Source organism: Chryseobacterium sp. TB1-D10 (assembly GCF_059803555.1).
In genome coordinates, this window is record NZ_JAPFHB010000001.1 from 86,235 (window position 1) to 104,069 (window position 17,835).

The 17,835-nt window shown below is 37.1% G+C and carries 16 protein-coding genes; 8 read left to right on the plus strand and 8 right to left on the minus strand.

The genetic code is table 11. The annotated features are described in order from the left end of the window. The first annotated feature begins 40 nt into the window (after window positions 1-40). From OPU68_RS00415 to OPU68_RS00425, 3 genes are all read left to right on the plus strand, one after another. Entirely contained in the window at window positions 41-256 is a 216-nt protein-coding gene (locus OPU68_RS00415; RefSeq protein ID WP_498471966.1) for a uroporphyrinogen decarboxylase, read from the plus strand. Between the two features lies 1 nt (window position 257). Beyond that, window positions 258-1,364 carry a glycosyltransferase gene (locus OPU68_RS00420; RefSeq protein WP_498471967.1) on the plus strand — a complete coding sequence of 369 codons (1,107 nt, stop codon included), beginning with the start codon at window positions 258-260 and terminating at the stop codon, window positions 1,362-1,364. Window positions 1,365-1,432: 68 nt separating this feature from the next. Beyond that, entirely contained in the window at window positions 1,433-1,948 is a 516-nt protein-coding gene (locus tag OPU68_RS00425) for a DUF4251 domain-containing protein (protein ID WP_498471968.1), read from the plus strand. Here OPU68_RS00425 and meaB read toward each other — a convergent pair whose 3' ends face one another. Continuing rightward, complete coding sequence (gene meaB / locus OPU68_RS00430; protein ID WP_498471969.1) at window positions 1,949-2,935, minus strand: methylmalonyl Co-A mutase-associated GTPase MeaB; 987 nt, start codon at window positions 2,933-2,935, stop codon at window positions 1,949-1,951. A gap of 91 nt (window positions 2,936-3,026) precedes the next feature. On the opposite strand from meaB, the gene OPU68_RS00435 reads away from it, so the two are divergent. Next, window positions 3,027-3,353: a hypothetical protein gene (locus OPU68_RS00435; protein ID WP_498471970.1), complete on the plus strand. Its 327-nt coding sequence runs from the start codon at window positions 3,027-3,029 to the stop codon at window positions 3,351-3,353. Window positions 3,354-3,410: 57 nt separating this feature from the next. Here the strand turns inward: OPU68_RS00435 and OPU68_RS00440 are convergent, their stop codons facing one another. From OPU68_RS00440 to scpA, 6 genes are all read right to left on the minus strand, one after another. Continuing rightward, window positions 3,411-4,148 carry an SDR family oxidoreductase gene (locus OPU68_RS00440; RefSeq protein WP_498471971.1) on the minus strand — a complete coding sequence of 246 codons (738 nt, stop codon included), beginning with the start codon at window positions 4,146-4,148 and terminating at the stop codon, window positions 3,411-3,413. A gap of 81 nt (window positions 4,149-4,229) precedes the next feature. After that, a complete protein-coding gene (locus OPU68_RS00445) occupies window positions 4,230-4,796 on the minus strand; it encodes a Crp/Fnr family transcriptional regulator (protein WP_498471972.1) in 567 nt (188 codons plus the stop codon). A 107-nt stretch (window positions 4,797-4,903) separates the two neighbouring features. Beyond that, entirely contained in the window at window positions 4,904-5,428 is a 525-nt protein-coding gene (locus OPU68_RS00450) for a tetratricopeptide repeat protein (protein WP_498471973.1), read from the minus strand. Beyond that, the gene (gene prfH, locus OPU68_RS00455; RefSeq protein WP_498471974.1) at window positions 5,415-6,113 is read right to left on the minus strand and encodes a peptide chain release factor H; all 699 of its coding nucleotides are present in this window, start codon (window positions 6,111-6,113) and stop codon (window positions 5,415-5,417) included. The genes OPU68_RS00450 and prfH overlap by 14 nt, the downstream gene beginning before the upstream one ends. An 85-nt stretch (window positions 6,114-6,198) precedes the next feature. Next, entirely contained in the window at window positions 6,199-7,590 is a 1,392-nt protein-coding gene (locus OPU68_RS00460) for an RtcB family protein (protein ID WP_498471976.1), read from the minus strand. Window positions 7,591-8,614: 1,024 nt separating this feature from the next. Next, window positions 8,615-10,738: a methylmalonyl-CoA mutase gene (scpA, locus tag OPU68_RS00465; protein WP_498471977.1), complete on the minus strand. Its 2,124-nt coding sequence runs from the start codon at window positions 10,736-10,738 to the stop codon at window positions 8,615-8,617. 514 nt (window positions 10,739-11,252) lie between these two features. Between scpA and htpG the strand changes: the two genes are divergently transcribed. Continuing rightward, on the plus strand, window positions 11,253-13,142 hold the full coding sequence (gene htpG / locus OPU68_RS00470; protein ID WP_498471978.1) for a molecular chaperone HtpG: 1,890 nt from the start codon (window positions 11,253-11,255) through the stop codon (window positions 13,140-13,142). A 57-nt stretch (window positions 13,143-13,199) separates the two neighbouring features. On the opposite strand, the gene OPU68_RS00475 is transcribed toward htpG, so the two are convergent. Then, on the minus strand, window positions 13,200-15,320 hold the full coding sequence (locus tag OPU68_RS00475) for a carboxy terminal-processing peptidase (protein WP_498471979.1): 2,121 nt from the start codon (window positions 15,318-15,320) through the stop codon (window positions 13,200-13,202). Between the two features lie 329 nt (window positions 15,321-15,649). Here OPU68_RS00475 and surE point away from each other — a divergent pair, with 329 nt between their 5' ends. The 3 genes from surE (at window position 15,650) to OPU68_RS00490 (ending at window position 17,826) form a co-directional block, all read left to right on the plus strand. Then, the gene (surE, locus tag OPU68_RS00480) at window positions 15,650-16,414 is read left to right on the plus strand and encodes a 5'/3'-nucleotidase SurE (protein WP_498471980.1); all 765 of its coding nucleotides are present in this window, start codon (window positions 15,650-15,652) and stop codon (window positions 16,412-16,414) included. 16 nt (window positions 16,415-16,430) lie between these two features. Then, a complete protein-coding gene (locus OPU68_RS00485; protein ID WP_498471981.1) occupies window positions 16,431-16,991 on the plus strand; it encodes a Crp/Fnr family transcriptional regulator in 561 nt (186 codons plus the stop codon). Window positions 16,992-17,136: 145 nt separating this feature from the next. Then, complete coding sequence (locus OPU68_RS00490) at window positions 17,137-17,826, plus strand: class I SAM-dependent methyltransferase (protein ID WP_498471982.1); 690 nt, start codon at window positions 17,137-17,139, stop codon at window positions 17,824-17,826. Window positions 17,827-17,835 lie beyond the last annotated feature (9 nt).

Consider the following 17,835-nt stretch of genomic DNA (forward strand, 5'->3'; position numbering starts at 1 on the left):
TTTAAAAATTGTTTAGGTTTGTAATCCTTAATAAATGTTAATGAATAATTGGTCAGAATACGTTGGTTATTTAGCTTCAGCTTTTGTCGTTGCTAGTTTTCTGCTGAAAGATATTAAAACGATCAGAACCATCAATTTATTGGGCTGCATCTGTTTTGTAATCTATGGAATTTATAGCGGAATGCTTTGGCCAATCATTATTCCAAATGGAATTCTTGCTTTAATTCAGATCTATAATATTTTCAAAAAGAATTAAAATGAAAGTAATCGTAAGTGTTTTCAACAATTTATATACCGACCAGCGCGTGGAGAAGGTATGTAAAACACTTTATGATAACGGCTATGAACCTGTTCTTATTGGATGTAATTGGCTTGGGACGCCGGAAATGGAACGGCCTTATCCTTTTTTCAGAATCGAATTAAAATCGAAAATATTACGTTTTGCTTACATAGAATTCCAAAGAAAATTATACAAAGAACTTCTAAAACATGCTGACAATAAGACCATTTTATTGGCCAATGATTTGGAAACACTTATGCCAAATTATCTGATTTCCAAGAAACTTAAGATTCCAATCATTTTTGACAGCCACGAGATCTTTACTGAAATGCCAACAATCCAGGGTCGTTGGGTGAAACACGTATGGAAGAAAATCGAGAAAACATTTATTCCAAAAATCAAACGTATGATTACGGCAAGTAATTCCTACGCCAATTGGTTTGTAAAAGAATACGAGATCAATAAGCCGGTTGTCATCAATAATCTGCCCAGAAAAATTGAGTTTACCGGAACGAAAGAAAATTCAAAAAAAATAATTCTGTATCAGGGTTGGCTCAATTATTCCCGTGGAATAGACAAAGCAATTCTTGCAATGCAATCGATTCAAAATGCTGAATTGTGGATTGCCGGAGGCGGACCGCTGGAATGCGAATTCTGGGCATTGGCTAAACAATCTGGAATTGAGCATAAAATAAAATTTCTTGGTAAGCTGTCACCAGCAGAACTCCGGGAAATTACGCCAAAAGCTGATGTAGGATTGAGTATAGAAGAAAACAACGGACTAAGTTATTATTATTCTTTGCCAAATAAAATCTCAGATTATATCCAATCCCGAGTACCTGTCGTTGTTTCTAACTTTCCTGAAATGACAAATATTGTTAATTCTTTTGAAGTAGGGGAGATCATAGAAAATCATTCGCCAGAACATCTTGCAGAGAAAATAAATCTGGTTTTGGAAAATGGTAAAGCTTATTATCTTCATAACCTTAATGTGGCTTCTGATGAACTTTGCTGGGAAAATGAAGAAGACAAAATATTGAAAATTTTCAGCGATTCCAGAAAAGAATTGGAACACAACCATTAACTTTTCCGTTTTTATTGAATCTAAAAGTTGCATCATTCTTGTTGCATTAACTTTATAAAAATTTGAAAATGAAATCCTTAATCTTAATATTCAGTTTAGCCTTGATGACAGTAAGTTGCGGAAGCCAAATCTATTTGGAGCCAACAACTTTAAATGCTGTTGTTGAAAAGAAAGAATTTGATTTTAACGCAACCAAAACTTTCCCAACAAATTATGATGTCATCAATGTGATGAATTCTATGCCGGGTTCGACTGGAACACGTATTCTGAATCTTGACCCCGGTTATGGTTTTAATTTAAAAAAGGATTTGTTCAGCGTTGCTTTACCTTATTTTGGAAGAGCTTTTAGTGCTACTCCAGGTGACGCAAATAACGGTGGAATCAGATTCGAGTCTAAGGACTTCAGGATAAAACAATCCACAACCAAAAAAGGTAATACGCTGTTTGTAATTACGACAGTAGACCAAAGAGAAAGCTATGTTTTCAATCTGGAGATTTTCAAAAACGGAAGTGCATTTTTGTCGGTAAGTTCTAACAACAGACAGCCGATCAGTTTTGATGGAAATCTTTCAGCTGCGAAATAATTAATTATCAAATAATTTTTTGACAAATTCCCTGGCTTCAGAGCTCGAATTTGAATTGAGTTCGGAAGCATTTTTTTTATGTTCGAGGTAAGAATTTTCGAGTGAATTGTCTCTTTTTGCTTTCTCAAGAATATATTCCTTAACCCAGAATTCAAACCTTTTTTCAGCCTGAGTTTTTCGATTTTCTATAAAGGTTCCGTTCTTATTTTTAAGAGAAATAAAGTTTTCTATCTTTTCAAAAGTGTCCGTGAAGCCTTCATTTTCCAAAGCCGAACCAAGAATAATAGGCACTTTCCAGTCTTTTTCTTTCGCTGTGATAAATTGTAAAGCTCTGGATAATTCGGTTTTTGTCAATTTGGCTTTTGCAAGATTTTCGGAATTGACTTTATTAATGAAAATCAAATCTGCCATTTCCATAATGCCACGTTTGATGCCCTGAAGTTCATCGCCTCCGCCAATGATTTTAAGAAAAACGAAAACATCGGTAATATCATTTACCAACGTTTCACTTTGCCCGACACCAACGGTTTCTATCAAAATATAATCGTAACCTGCTGCTTCACAAATTAATAAACTTTCAAAAGTTGTATTTGCAATGCCGCCAAGAAAACCTGAACTCGGACTTGGCCGGATAAATGCGTTTGGATCTTTTGCCAATTCTTCCATTCTGGTTTTGTCGCCAAGAATACTTCCTTTATTAATGGACGAACTTGGATCAACAGCCAGAACAGCGACTTTTTTTCCTTTTTCAATCGCTAATTTTCCAAATGTTTCTATAAAAGTTGATTTGCCAGCTCCCGGAACGCCCGTAATTCCAACCCGAATTGATTTTCCTGTGAAAGGAATAATTGCTTTCAAAAGCTGATCAGCAAGATCTCTGTGTTCGGGCTTTTTACTTTCAATGAGGGTAATGGCTTTCCCAAGTATCCGTTTATCAGACGCGTTGATTCCATTGATGTAATCGTCGATACCGAATTGCTTTGCCATTTTGGATATTTGGAATTGTTACAAATTAGAAGAGAGCGTTATAAACTGCCATCAAATTAATTATTTTTGATGAAAATCAAATTCAAAAATAATGAAAAAATACTTATATAGTTTGTGTCTTTTAGGCGTCATCGTTTATTCTTGCAAAACGCAGACAGCTACACCAACAGCAACCACGCCAACAGTTTCTACAGCTATATCGACAGCAACAGCTAATCTTACCAAAGAAGAGATGCTTAAAAAAGGAGAAGATTTATTTAATTTAAAATGTGGAAGATGCCACGGATTGCCTTCGCCATCTGAGTTCACAGTAGCAGATTGGCAGCCGATTATGACAAGAATGGCTCCAAAAGCAAAACTGAATGCGGAAGAAACCAATTGGGTTTTAGCTTACGTAAATGCCAATGCTAAGAAATAATTAAAATAAAAAAGAGAAACTCTAAAGTTTCTCTTTTTGTTATTTGTTTTAAGAATACTACCAAGGACTTATTCCTGTTTCATCTTCAATATCATTACTGTAAAATTGTCCGGTTGGCGCATCATCTTCTGTCAAAGTATGTTTGATGATGAATGATGCCGCACTTTCTATAGAACCCGGACCGCTGTGATGATTGAAATCTGTAGCTGTATAACCCGGATCAATCACATTCACTTTGAAATTTGAATCTTTCAATTCATAAGCTAAGACAATTGTGTAAGCATTCAATGCTGTTTTTGAAGGTCCGTAAGCTGCGTTTTTAACTTGATAATATTTCCAACTCGGATCGCTGTGAAGTGTCAATGAGCCAAGTCCGGAAGTGATATTGCTAATTCTCGGTTTGTCAGATTTTTTAAGCAAATCCAAAAATGCCTGCGTCACATTGATCACACCGAAGAAATTAGTTTCAAAAACTTCTTTGATATTTTCAACAGACGTTTCTGTTGCCGTTTGAGGTTGAGTTCCAAGAATTCCGGCATTGTTAATTAGAATATCCAGTTTCCCCTGTTCTTTTTCAACGATGTTTTTTGCTGATAAAATTGATTCCGGATTAGTGACGTCTATTTCAATTGCTTTGATATTGTTGAATCCTTGTTCATTAAGTTCTTTTACAATTGCTGCGCCTTTCGCCAAATCACGACTTCCCAGATAAACGAATAAATCTTTTTGAGAAAGCTGTTTTGCGGTTTCAAGACCAATACTTCTGTTGGCACCTGTTATTAATACTGTTGTCATTTTTTCTTGTTTTAAATTGATGATGTAAAATTGAGCCAATTAAAAACAATAGCATTTGCCAAATGACAAAAAGCAATTTAATTAAATATTTTTCCTGATCCGGCTGAGTGAAGATTGCGTAACACCAAGATAAGAAGCAACATACGACAGCGGAATCCGGTTGACTACATTCGGGTAGATTTCCAGGAATTTGAGATAACGCTTTGTTGCGTCTTCGGTTACCAACGGACTTCTTCGCTCAACTTTCTGTAATAATGCCCTGGAAATGATTTTGTTAACTATAACATCGAAACCAACAATAGTCTGTATAAGTTCCAGCCAGTCTTTCCTGGAAAAAATGATCATCTTACAATCTGTAATTGCCTGAACATAAGAACTTGAAATAATTTGATTGTCAAAACTTTCCAGATCAACAACCAGATTGTTTTCGTCGATGAAATATTTTGTGATCTCTTCGCCTTCATTATTGTAATAGCAGACACGCAGAATTCCGTCAACCACAAATCCAACCTGATTTGCAATTTTACCGGCTTCTGAAAAGTATTCATCTTTTTGAAAATCAATTTCTTGAGCTTTACTTTTAATAAAGTCGATCTGCTGCACATTCAGATTTCCAAACCGTAAAATAAAATCGAATAGTTCTTTCATTGTGGAAATTTAGGGAGAATAATTCTTTCTTGATTTGTCATTTGGTAAAAAATAATACAAAAGATTTCTATATAATTAATCAGCAACATCATAAAAAAAAGGAAACCTTAATTGGTTTCCTTCTTCTTTTTAGCTGATTTTTTCTTCGGCTTTTTGGGCATTTTCGATTTGATAAACAGCTCTCTTTCTTTTAGGAATTCAAGCATTTCCTTATTATAACTGAATTGTTTTGCTTCTTTCAAAAATTTCAAAGCATTCGGAAAACTTCCTCTCATCTCGGAAAGCAAAGCTCTGTAATACCATAAAACAGCCTTGTCAATTCCCTTGATTTTCAAAGCATAAGCAATCAGTTTTTCCGCTTCCTGAAAATCTTCGTTATCCAAAAGACATTTGATATAATATTTTGGCGTATTGAGATTTGTTACATCGCATTGCATAGCTTCTTCGAAATAAAGCTTTGCTTTTTCGTAATCGTTGAGCATTTCGCTGTAGATTCTTCCCATCAGACAAAGCGAATCGGCATCTTCAGGGTCGTAAGAAAGTGCGTAGTTCAACGCTTCAAGACAATCTGGTAAGCTGTAGGGATAATTATCCAACGCTTCAAAATAATATTTACTTTTAGTTAAGGTCATTTCTGTAGTTTTTTAATTCATTTTTCAGTTGACTTCTTTCTTTTTTGAAAGATTTCTCCTGATGATTCTTTTTAAAATCGGTTCCGGAAAATGTCCGAATGGGATTTCCTCTCTGAACATTCAAATGATTATTCCACGTTTCCTGCATTTGCTTTTGCATACGTTGAATGTGAAATTCCATCACTTTTTCTTTCAAGCGGATAATCGAAAGCTTCTTATTCTCCAGTTGCGAACGGGAATCCTGCACGAAAACACTCTGTCCGGTTTTCGGATAAGTCGCACGAACAGCAGTTTCTACTTTATTCACGTTTTGTCCGCCGCTTCCCTGACTTCTCGCCGTCTGAAACTGAATTTCTTTCTCATTAAATTCAATTTTCTCCAAACCTTCCAATTCGAAAATCCCGATAAACCAATTGCTTCGTTTATGGAATTTTCTGAAAGTGCTTTTCCCAATCCAAAGAATGCTACCAAGCCAGTTTTTCAGAAATTCATTTGCTCCTTTTCCTTTTAAAAGTAAGGTCGCAGATTTCAAAGTCAGGTTTTCATCGCCATTTTCACGGTGAATGATTTCGTAATCGATTTTATTTTGTTTTGCCTCCTCGAGGAAAACCTTCAGAACTTTGGCAACTACCCATTGACATTCCAAAGGTCCTCTTCCTGAGGTGATTTGTATTATTTTGTCCATTGTTTTTTAATTTGTTGTCGGTTGATGGTTGTCAGTTGACGGTGTTAAAATTCTAACAACCATCAACCAAAAACTAACAACCATTTTATTTATCCATCCTCACAATTCGGGGTTGAAAAGTTCCGAGAATATCGACCAATTCACTTTGCCCATTCATCACTTCATTGATGTCTTTATACGCCATCGGTGCTTCTTCCGCATTTCCGCCCATCAAGGTGACATTTTTGAGTTTTAATTCTTTCTTGATGTCATTTTGAGTGAAACGGTTTCTGCATTCCCCTCTCGAAAAAGCCCGTCCTGCTCCGTGTGAAGCCGAGTTCAGTGAATCCGGATTTCCTTTTCCACGCACGATAAAACCTTTTGCCGTCATCGAACCGGGAATCATTCCCAACTCGTTTTCATTGGCCGGAGTGGCGCCTTTTCTGTGAACGATTACTTCTTTCCCGTTGTGGATTTCTTTCCACGCAAAGTTGTGATAGTTTTCGATTGTGGCTTTCACTCTTCCGCCGACCGCTTTCACCAATCTTCTGTGAATATCGTCGTGACAGGCCGAAGCGTAATCTCCCGCAAGATTCATCGCCGTCCAGTATTCTAATCCGAGGTGCGTGTTCAAATCCAGCCAGGCGAAGTTTTGCGCTCCTTTTGGTAACGGACACTGTTCGGTCGCCACTCTCGAATAATATTGAGCGATTTCGGCTCCCAAACCACGCGAACCACTGTGTGAAAGAATTCCGAGATATTTACCTTTCGGAAGATTGATTTGCTTGTCTTCTTCCATAATTTCCACTTCCCCGAATTCTACAAAGTGATTTCCACCGCCGGAACTTCCCATTTGTTTGATGGCTTTACCTTTTAATCTTCTCAAAATCGGAATTAAATCAAACGTATCTTTGTCGAAAATCTCGTGGTCGACGTGAGATTTGTGCGTTTCATACATTCCGAATTTGGTGTGTTCGGCAAGCGCTTTTTCATATTTGTCTTTCGCGCCGTCGAGATATGAAATTGGCGTATCCAAAATACTGAGCGACATTCTGCATCCGATATCCATCCCTACTCCATAAGGAATCACGGCATTTTCTACTGCAAGAACACCACCGATTGGAAGTCCGTAACCGCTGTGTGCATCGGGCATCAAAGCGCCTTGTGTTGCAATTGGCAGTTTCAGTGCGGTGTAGAGTTGGTTTTTTGCTTCCTCTGAAATATTGTTTCCGAAAATCTCGAAAGACGCCCGGTTGGTATTGAGCATTCTTTTTTCAGTTTTCTTGGATGAAATCAAAGCTTCTGCGATTTGTCCGAAGGTTAAATCTTTCTCGAAGTTCTCCGGATTCTGCTGGATTTCCTTGAGAAGAGATTTCACATAATGAATATTTTTGGTTGCAAAATTTCTTTTCATTACTTCCAAAGCGATGTTGACGCTCTGGTTGTTTGGATAGCCTAATTTTAATATATCTTTTCCTTTTAATTTTAAATTTCCCATCTTTTTAGATTTTAGATGTGAGATGATAGACATTCCCGCATCAGATTTTATTCAACTAAATTATTAGTTGATTTTTTTTAATTTGTTGTTAAAGAAAATTACCGCTAAATGATTTCGCCCTTTGACTACGTCGAATCTTCAATTTCAGGGCTTCGCAACCTCTCAATTTCTTTCTATCATTGGGCTTCACCCAATGCTTTTGATTTCGCCTTTTCAAGGCTTTTTCAAACTTTGAAAATTTTGCTGGTGTGTTGAATCCAAAATTTTGGCGTCATCACTTTGTGGTTTTTTCTAATTTTTAATGGCTTGATTGTCGGAATTTTCTATTTTCAGACAAATATTTTGATTGGAGCAGAAAACCCTAGCCCCGATTGCAGTGGAAATCCTTTTTTTAGCATTGGCTTGAAAAAAGCGATGGCAAAAAAAGATACAGCACTTCGACAAGCTCAGTATAAACTGCAAACGGGATTAAGCTCCTAACAAAAAAATTGATTTCGGGGAAACTGTTTTGAGTTTGAAATATTGCGCAATAAAAAACCCGAAATCTTACGACTCCGGGTTTTGATATTTCATTATACTGTTGTTCTAAGAAGGTACCAAACCACGAAGCCTCGCCTTTGCAAAAGGCAATCCTACTGATGTATGTTGATTGTATTTGAACATTGCTTCGTTGTTTTTTATTGGTTGAACTTGATTTTCAGGTGCAAATATAGAATTATTTTTTAAATGTGAAGAAAAAAAATGTCAATAGAGAAAATGCAATTAAATGTATGTAAAAAGAATATTTGTTGGGTTTCTTATAATAGAAGACTCTTACTCCATTGATTAAAAGAAGAATAAAAGAAATAAGGTATAAAAAGATTACGGACAGGATATCTAAGTTTGGTGTACAAGACCCCGATTTGAACCTTCCCGAGATTGCAATTAAAAATATTACTAAAATCGCGAGAGCATAAAAATTGAATGAAAGTAGGGCATTGCTGTATTTTTTATTTAGTTTTCCAAACATTACTTATAATAAAGGTTAAGCTAAAAATTTCTCCAAAATCTCCACCGCACTTTTCGGCAAATTCGTTCCTGGACCAAAAATATGATGCGCGCCGTTTTGATATAAAAATTCATAATCCTGCTGTGGAATGACACCTCCAACAACGATGGTGATATCGTCTGCACCGAGTTTTTTAAGTTCTTCCACAACTTGTGGAACCAAAGTTTTGTGACCAGCCGCCAAAGACGAAACACCCAAAATATGAATGTCATTTTCCACAGCCTGCTTCGCAACTTCTTCCGGTGTTTGAAATAATGGTGCAACATCGACATCAAATCCCATATCGGCAAATGCGGTTGCTACGACTTTTGCTCCGCGGTCGTGACCGTCTTGTCCCATTTTCGCAACCATAATTCTTGGTCGTCTTCCTTCCTGGTCTTCAAATTTCTGACTTAAAGCAACTGCTTTTTCAAAGTATTCATTTTTGCTTGCATTCATTGCGTAAACTCCTGATATGGTTCTGATATTGGCTTTGTAACGTCCGAAGCTTTCTTCCATAGCATCGCTCATTTCGCCGAGTGTGACTCTTCTGCGAGCTGCTTCGATGCACAATTCCAGAAGATTTCCAGTTCCCATTTTTGCGGTTTCTCGGATTTTATTTAAAATTTCATCAACTTTTGAAGAATTTCGATTTAATTTTATTGAATCTAGTCTTTCAATTTGTTTTCTGCGGACTTCCGTATTATCGATGTCGAGGATTTCGATTTCGGTCTGTTTTAAATCTGATTTGAAGGAATTAATGCCGATGATAAATTCTTCTCCGCTGTCAATTTTTGCCTGCTTGATGGCCGAAGCTTCTTCGATTCTCATTTTCGGGATTCCCGCTTCGATCGCTTTGGTCATTCCGCCTTCTTTTTCCACTTCATCTATGAATTTCATTGCTTCCTCAATCATTTGTTGAGTGAGAGATTCTATCAAATGACTTCCGCCCATAGGGTCAACAACGTCACAGATTCCCGATTCTTGCTGAAGAATAATTTGAGTATTTCTGGCAATTTTAGCGGAGTAATCTGTTGGCAAAGCAATCGCTTCATCCAAAGCATTCGTGTGCAAAGATTGTGTTCCGCCCAAAGCTGAAGACAACGCTTCAATTGTTGTTCTGGTGATATTATTAAAAGGTTCTTGCTCTGTCAAACTCCATCCAGATGTTTGCGAATGGGTTCTTAAGGCTAAAGATTTTGGATTCTGAGGATTGAATTGTTTCAAAAGATTCGCCCAAATGTATCTTGCAGCACGCATTTTCGCAATCTCCATAAAATGATTCATTCCGATGGCCCAAAAGAATGATAATCTCGGAGCGAAATCATCGACATTCATTCCGGCTTTGATTCCTGTTCTTACATATTCTAAACCGTCGGCTAAAGTGTATGCCATTTCCAAAACGGGCGTTGCGCCAGCTTCCTGCATATGATAACCGGAAATCGAAATCGAGTTGAATTTCGGGATATTTTTAGAAGTATATTCGAAAATATCGGCGATGATTTTCATTGAAGGCGTTGGCGGATAGATGTAAGTATTCCGAACCATAAATTCCTTCAAAATGTCATTTTGAATGGTTCCGGAAAGTTTGTCCATAGAAACACCTTGTTCTTCTGCGGAAACAATATAAAAAGATAAAATCGGCAAAACCGCTCCGTTCATCGTCATCGAGACTGAGATTTCGTCTAATGGAATCTGGTCGAATAAAATCTTCATATCCTCAACCGAATCTATCGCAACGCCTGCTTTTCCAACGTCGCCGACGACTCTTGCGTGGTCGGAATCATAACCTCTGTGTGTTGCCAAATCAAATGCAACCGACAATCCTTTTTGTCCGGCTTGGAGATTTCTTCTGTAAAAAGCATTGGATTCTTCTGCTGTGGAAAACCCTGCATATTGGCGGATGGTCCAAGGTTTCTGAACGTACATCGTAGAATAGGGACCACGAAGAAAAGGCGCAATCCCTGCGGAGCCGGCTTTGATGTCTTTGTTTTTAACGTCTTCGCTGGTGTATTTTGATTTCAGTTCCAAGCCGTCTTTTTCAAAAGTGTAATTTTCTGAATTGGAATTGAATGTAATGTTCTTGAAATCAGGGTTTTGATTTTGAATTTTGTGGCGCATTTTGCTTTCTTGTTGTGGAAAGTAAATGTAAGGATTTTTTTAAACCACAAAAGAGACAAAATTTTTTTACACTTAAGTCAAATTGAGTTAATTCTAAATGCAAATGAAGAACACATAAGTTTTAGTAGATAAACACTTCGACTCCGCTCAGTGTGACAACTCTAATGCTATCTGCATCATTTTAAAAGTGTCAGTCTGAGCGGAGTCGAAGACTTTTGTATTAGAGATATTTCAAAGCGACAATTTGTCATTAATTGTTGGATGGTCTTTTTTTTGTGAAATCTTGACGGACTGTGGAAACCCGCGACAGGGATAGTAGCGGAAATCCTTTTGCTTGGGAAATGCGTCAATCAATGACAAATCGTGATAAGCAAAAGATTGTAACGGATAGCCCGGTGACAAAATAGCGCGGGGGAAAGTTTTGGCTTTTGGCAGTCGTCTAATTACGTTTGAGAGTGGGAGAGTTTGAGAGTTCGGGAATTTTAAAATTAATTAAACAAAAAATAATATAAATATGTCAACAGGAAGTATTAATGTGTCGGTGGAGAATATTTTTCCGCTGATCAAGAAGTTTCTTTACAGTGATCACGAGATTTTTCTTCGTGAATTGATCTCCAATGCGACGGATGCAACGACGAAGTTGAAACATCTGACCGTGATTGGTGAAGCGAAAGTGGATTATGGAAATCCGATCATCGAGGTTAAAATTGATAAAGAGGCGAAAACGCTGACCATCAAGGATCAAGGTCTTGGAATGACGGGCGAGGAAGTTGAGAAATACATCAACCAGGTTGCGTTTTCCGGTGCGGAGGAATTCCTTGAAAAATATAAGGATTCTGCGAAAGATGCAGGAATTATCGGCCATTTTGGTCTTGGATTTTATTCGGCATTTATGGTGGCTGAGAAAGTGGAAATCTTCACGAAATCTTACAAAGAAGATACTAAAGCGGTTCGTTGGATCTGTGATGGAAGTCCGGAATATACTTTGGAAGAAACCGAAAAGTCTGACAGAGGAACGGAAATCGTGCTTCATATTGCAGAAGATTCTTTGGAATTTTTGGAAGAATCCAAAATCCGTGAGCTTTTGACGAAATATAATAAATTCAATCAAATTCCAATTAAATTTGGAACGAAAACGGAAACTTTGCCTTTACCAGAAGGTTCTGCCGAAGATGCAAAAGCGGAAACGGTTGAGGTGGATAATATTATCAATAATCCGACTCCGGCCTGGACAAAAGCGCCGAGTGAGCTGAAAGCGGAGGATTACAACAATTTCTACAGAGAATTGTATCCGATGCAGTTTGAGGATCCGTTGTTCCACATCCATTTGAACGTGGATTATCCTTTCAATTTGACTGGTGTTTTGTTCTTCCCGAAATTGGCGAATAACCTTAATATCGAGAAAGATAAGATTCAATTGTACCAAAATCAGGTTTATGTGACGGATGAGGTGAAAGGCATTGTTCCTGATTTCCTGATGTTGCTGAGAGGTGTGATCGATTCTCCGGATATTCCGTTGAACGTTTCCCGTTCTTACTTGCAGGCTGATGGCGCGGTGAAGAAGATATCTTCTTACATCACGAAAAAAGTGGCGGACAAAATGGTTTCTCTGTTCAATGAAAATCGTGAAGATTACCAGCAAAAATGGAATGACATCAAGATTGTGATCGAGTACGGAATGATCTCGGAAGATAAATTCTATGAGAAATCTGACAAATTTGCGCTTTACCCAACGACGGAAGGCCAATATTATCTTTGGAATGAATTGGTGGAGAAAATCAAACCAACTCAAACAGACAAAGACGGAAAAACAGTGATTCTATACGCAACGAATGCTGATGAGCAGCACAGCTACATCGCTTCTGCTAGAGATAAAGGTTATGAAGTTTTGTTGCTTGATTCTCCAATCGTTCCACACTTGATCCAGAAATTGGAAGGTTCTAAGGACAATGTTTCTTTTGCGAGAGTGGATGCGGATCACATCAATAATCTGATCAAAAAAGACGAACCTGTTATTTCTAAACTGAATGATTCTGACAAAGAAGCTTTGAAGAGAAACATCGAGGAATCTATCAATGATCAGAAGTTTACGGTTCAACTGGAAGATCTGGATTCTACAGATGCGCCGTTTACACTTACTCAGCCTGAGTTCATCAGAAGAATGAAAGATATGCAGGCAACCGGCGGTGGCGGAATGTTCGGAATGGGCGGCTTCCCAGAAATGTATAATCTGGTTGTAAATTCTAACTCAGATTTTGCCGGAGAATTATTGAAGAAAGAGAATCCGGAAGAAAAAAGTGCGATGATTAATCAGGCTTTGGATTTGGCAAAATTATCTCAGAATCTTTTGAAAGGAAAAGAGCTGACGGACTTTATCAAGCGTAGTTTTGAGAGTTTGAAGTAATAAAGTATTTCTTTAAACATAAAAAAGCGGAACTAAATTTTAGTTCCGCTTTTTTATTTATTTGATCTTCGAAAGTGCATTTACCGTTTCCTCAAGATAGAAATCTCTTTCAAGATTTTTTCTCCAGTTTTCGGTTTTCTTGGCAAAAACTTCGTCTTTCTTGATTCTTTCTGCCTCGTCCGGGTGAATTGTGAATTTCAATCCGTTATTGAATTTATCCAGAACTTTGAACTTATCAATCTGTGCTTTACGCGTTTTCATCAGCTCATTAAATTTGGTTTGATTCAGCGTAATTGTCTCTTCTTTATCAAGCGCTTCCTTCCATTCTGCAGATTGCTGTAACAATTTATAATTGTTGTTGTTCACAAGCTGCTTGTCTATATCTGTCTGTAATTGAGCAATATTTAGCGTTGAAAGTTTCTTGTAACTTGCTGTTTCTATTTTGTCCCAAGGCAAAGCATATTGGTCAAAACGTTCGCCTACTTCTGCATAAGAGAAGAAATCTTTCATTTTGATGTCAGATTCCACGCCTTTTCTCTGGGTAGATTCTCCGGTAATTCTGTAGAATTTCTGGATTGTCAGTTTCAGAGAACCAAAGTCATCATTGGTATTCAGGAATCTATTTAGTTCCACAAACGTCTGAACTGTTCCTTTTCCGAAAGAACTAGGTGAACCGATAACCGCAGCTCTCCCATAATCCTGAAAAGCACCGGCAAGAATCTCGGAAGCCGAAGCTGACAATTCATTTTGCATGACTACAAGCGGACCAGTCCAGATAGGCTCATTAGATTTGTTGCTTAGTACCTGAACTTTTCCACGGCTGTCTTTTACCTGAACGTAAGGTCCTGCATTCATAAACAAGCCCATAATATCTCCAACTTCTGTCAAAGAACCACCGCCATTGCTCCTAAGATCCAGGATAATTCCTTCTACATTTTCTTTTTTAAGTTTGATTAATTCTGCTTTGATGTCGTCAGAAGCATTTCTGCCTTTTGGATCTTCAAAATCTACATTAAAACTAGGAAGATAAATGAATCCGTATTTTTTTCCATTTTTCCCGGTAACTGAAATACTTCTTGCAAAGGTGTCTTCTATCGCCACTTCTTCGCGGATCATTGTCACCTCTTTGATGGTCTTGTCTTTTTTCTCAACGGTTAAAGTTACAGGTGTTCCTTTTTCTCCACGGATCAATCTTACGGCTTCATCAGACAACATTCCTACAACGTTTACTGCTTCTTCTTTCGGTTTGGATCTGACTTTTAAGATTTTGTCACCTTCTGTCAATTGTTTGGATTTCCACGCTGGTGCGCCAATCGTCAAAGCGCCAAGATATAAGAATCCTCTTTTTTCCTGAATGATTGCGCCAATGCCAATTACTTTTCCAGTGAAATTCATATCAAATTCTTCCTTGTTCTGTGGAGAGAAATAGTTTGTATGCGGATCAAAAACTTCTGTGTAAGCGTTCATATAAACTGAGAACCAGTCCATTTTTTTTCTTTTCTTGAATCTTCGAAAAGAATCCGTAATCAGATCTTTAACTTCTGCTGTAGCTTTTTCACGCTTTTTTTCCATAGAAAGCGGCGCATATTTTATAGTATCAGGAAGTTTATTGTTTACTACCGAATCCTTTTTCTTTTTCTGAGCCTCTTCTTTGCTGGTAAGAGTTTCCATTTCCTGAAGGATGTTGTACTTGATGTACTTTTTCCATTCGTTGTACTGTTGTTTTGCGTCAGCAGGATTCACTCTTTTTTTAGGTTCCAAGATCAATTCTTCGTCCTCTTCAAGATTGATAGGTTTTGATAGAATATCCTGAGCCATTTTATCAATCTCGTCTACACGCTGATAAAGTCTGTCCACGGTCAATTTATAGAAAACAAGATTCCCGTTATTTAGGTAATCATCCAGTTTTGTATAATGTTTTTTGAACTCGTCCATATCAGACTGAAGAAAATATCTTTTGGACGCATCCACGTCTTCCATATATTTATCAAAAACGTCCTGGGAATAAGCGTCGTTAATTGGTTTTGGGCTGTAATGAAGGTATGAAAGTGTGTTTTTAACGCTTACCATAATGGTCTGCATTTTTTCATCATCATTTTGTGGAGAATTGAAACAGAACATCAGCGTCATAAGTGGCGCAAACATCAGCAGTTTCTTGAACTTGATTTTTTTGAACATAAATTTTAAAGGTGGCTTTATAATCTATTTAATTAGATTTTTTTAATATTATTCTCTCGCTGATTAAGCAAATTCAGCAGATTTAAACTTTTATACTAATCTGCTAAATCTATAAAATCTGCAAGATAAATTTCCGAGATGATATAAAAATATGAAAAGTTGTTTAATCTTTAGTTTTGATTAGTCAAAATTTTCTTTTGAATGTTACGTTGGTATTCAAAAACGAAACCAAATTTAACACCTTATTTTATTTTACTCATTATAAATTGGTTATTTTTGAGATAATTTTGAAAATCTCGCAAAAAGCGAAAAAATATAAAATAAATTTTATGAGCAAACCATTGATACTGGTAACCAATGATGATGGAATTACGGCGCCGGGAATTAGAAAACTAATAAGTATTGTTAACCAAATTGGAGACGTCATTGTAGTTGCTCCCAATTCTCCACAAAGTGGAAAAGGACACGCCATCACGATCAATTCAACGTTGAGCTTTGAAGAACTGAATCTTGATGGACCTCAAAAAGATTTTTCCTGTTCCGGAACGCCTGTAGACTGTGTGAAAATGGCTTTGGATAAAATCCTTCCAAGAAGACCGGATATCGTGGTTTCAGGAATCAATCATGGGTCTAATTCTTCCATTAATGTTATTTACTCAGGAACGATGTCTGCCGCTGTGGAAGCTGGCGTAGAAGGTTTGCCGGCGATCGGATTTTCTCTTTCCGATTTGAAATGGGAAGCAGATTTTGATCAGGCAGAAGAATTCATAAAAGAAATTATCCTCAAAACCTTGGAAAACCCAATGCCGAAAGGTGTTGTGCTAAATGTGAATATTCCAAACCTTAAAAAAGATGAAATAAAAGGTATCAAAATCTGTAAACAGGCAAATGCAAAATGGGAAGAAAGCTTTGATGAAAGAACCAATCCGCACGGCAAAAAGTACTACTGGCTGACTGGCTATTTCAACAACATGGATGAGTCCGAAGATGCAGACGAAACAGCTTTGGCAAACGGATTTATCAGCATCGTTCCGGTAAAATTTGATTTAACAGCTTACGAATACATCAACGAACTGAATTCCGTTTATAAATAGAAACCGGATGGAGTTTATGAAACAATTTCTGCTCTCTAAAAAAATTCCACTTACAGAAGAAAACTGGGAAATTTACAGGAGCAAGAACGTTAGAAAAGAATACAGGAAAAAAGATTTGATTCTGAAAGAAGGCGAAGTTGAAAACTATCTATCCTTCGTAGAAGTAGGAGTAGCAAGGCTTTTTTTTGTAAAGGAAAACAAAGAACTCACGACAAGATTTGTTTTTAAATATCAATATCTTACCTCTTATGATTCTTTTCTGCAAAGATCGCCTTCCAGGTGCAATGTGGAAGCATTGACAGATATGGTAGTCTGGCAAATTCATTATGATGATCTTCAGGAGGTTTACAGAACTTCTCCAGTAGGAAATCTCATCGGCAGATTGACAATCGAAAATATCTATTTAGCAAAACTTAATAAAGAATTTTCTTACTTAAGCGAATCTGCCGAAGAGAGATATTTGAAATTGCTGAAAGAGGAACCCGATCTTTTCCAGCTGATTCCACTGAAACACATTGCTACATTTATGGGAATTACACCTCAGGCACTCAGCAGAATCAGAAAGCGAATTTCTTAACCATGGTTCATTTTATATGAACTAAATAAAAGGTACATTTGTATTGAGCATTCAGAATGAAAGTTCCGAATGACGAAAAAAAGTGTTCAGAGAGATCTGGATGCTTTTTTTATTAATTTTATCTTTGCAGCAAGTTTTTATTACTATGATTGATCTTCCCGGACTTGCCATCAAAAATTTTCACTACAAAACCAGCAGAGGAAAACTCTATGTTCACGATACTTTTGGACCGAAAGTGGAGATGCCAATTTCCGTGTATTTCCGGACCGAAAAACAATTACCTGTTCTGGAGAAGAAAGCACTTGATCTGTGCAAAGGAAAAATTCTGGATATTGGCGCTGGCGCAGGAAGCCATGCTTTGATGCTTCAAAATAGAAATCTGGATGTTGTTGGCTTGGAAATTTCTCCTGCAGCTTGTGAAGTGATGGAAGACCGAGGCTTGAAAAATGTGGTTTGTGAAGATATTTTCAAATTTAATGAAGGAAAATTCGAGACGCTTTTGCTTTTGATGAACGGAATCGGATTGTGTGGTGATTTATCTGGCTTCAGAAAATTCCTCAGAAAAGCAGAAACTTTGCTTAATGAAAATGGAATTTTAATTTTTGATTCTTCTGATATTAGTTATATGTATGAAGACGATGTTCTTCCGAGAGATCAATATTACGGTGAAGTCACCTGCCGATATGAATATCAAAAGGAAGTCACAGATTGGTTCAAATGGCTTTATCTGGATTTTAGAACTTTAGAAAAAATTACTTCGGAAGAAGGCTGGAACTCAGAATTGATCTTCGAAGATCAGAATGATCAATATCTAGTAAAACTATCTAGGAAATAAATCTTGCTA